This window comes from Rhodococcus sp. KB6 (assembly GCF_001445685.1).
GTDB classification, from domain to species: Bacteria; Actinomycetota; Actinomycetes; order Mycobacteriales; family Mycobacteriaceae; genus Rhodococcus_F; species Rhodococcus_F qingshengii.
Genome location: NZ_LNAK01000090.1, coordinates 1 through 990 on the forward strand (window position 1 = coordinate 1; position 990 = coordinate 990).

The window sequence follows — 990 nt, forward strand, 5'->3', positions numbered from 1 at the left end:
GCGAGCGCGACAGCGCCGGCGAGCAGATCGGCGAGCGCGTCGTGCTGTCCATCGGCCGCGACGATCTTGGCGACGAAGGCATACGGAAGTGATGCGGGTGTGGACATGAGGGGTTCTCCTTGAAGTCGGGGTTCTTCGTGGGGCGAGTTCAGCGTACGACGAGCAAGGGCATGTGAGAAGTGGCGTATACGGCAGTATTGCTATTGTTCGCGCCATGCGTATCGGACTGATCGCGATCGACGGCTGCTTCGGTTCGGCTGTCGCGTCGATCATCGACATCGTGCGGGTGGCCGACGGAGCCCGCAGCGATGTCGACCCGCGGATCGACCCGATCGAACTCGCCATCCTCGGACCGAAACGGCGAGTGACCACGACAACATCGATGACCCTGTCGGTGGACCACCCGCTGTCGGAGTCCGCAGAGTTCGACGTGGTCGTCGTCCCTGCGCTTGGAACCCTCACGGCCGCCGCGACCCACGACGCCCTCCAGAGCCGAGATGCTCGTTCGGTCATCGCCTCGCTCGGGCGCCTCGACGAGGCGACCACCCGGATCGCCGCGGCGTGCACCGGCGTGTTCGCTGTCGCCGAGACCGGACGGATGCATCATCGGCGGGCGACGACCAGCTGGTTCCTGGGGCCGGAGTTCCTGAAGCGCTATCCGACCGTCGCCCTCGATCTCGACACCATGGTCGTGGTCGACGGGAACCTCGTCACCGCCGGCGCCGCGTTCGCCCACATCGACCTCGCGCTCTCACTCGTGCGATCGATCAGCCCCGACCTGGCCCAACATGTCGCCAAGCTCCTCATCATCGACGAGCGTCCGTCGCAGGCGGCCTTCGTCGCCTACGAACATCTCCGGCACGAGGACCTGATCGTCGTCGAGTTCGAACGCTTCGTGCGCGCCCGCCTGGACGAACCGTTCAACGTCGCCTTCGTCGCGCAGTCGCTCGGCACCAGCCGGCGCACCCTCGAACGACGAGTCCGTGCGGC

The 990-nt window shown here is 66.5% G+C and carries 1 protein-coding gene and 1 pseudogene; one reads left to right on the top strand and one right to left on the bottom strand.

Annotated features, from left to right (window positions below):
• Positions 1-107: pseudogene (locus ASU23_RS12290) on the bottom strand (antibiotic biosynthesis monooxygenase); the annotation flags it as partial.
• A gap of 107 nt (positions 108-214) precedes the next feature.
• On the opposite strand from ASU23_RS12290, the gene ASU23_RS12295 reads away from it, so the two are divergent.
• A partial coding sequence (locus ASU23_RS12295; protein ID WP_058038014.1) for a DJ-1/PfpI family protein occupies positions 215-990 on the top strand: 776 nt, incomplete at its 3' end.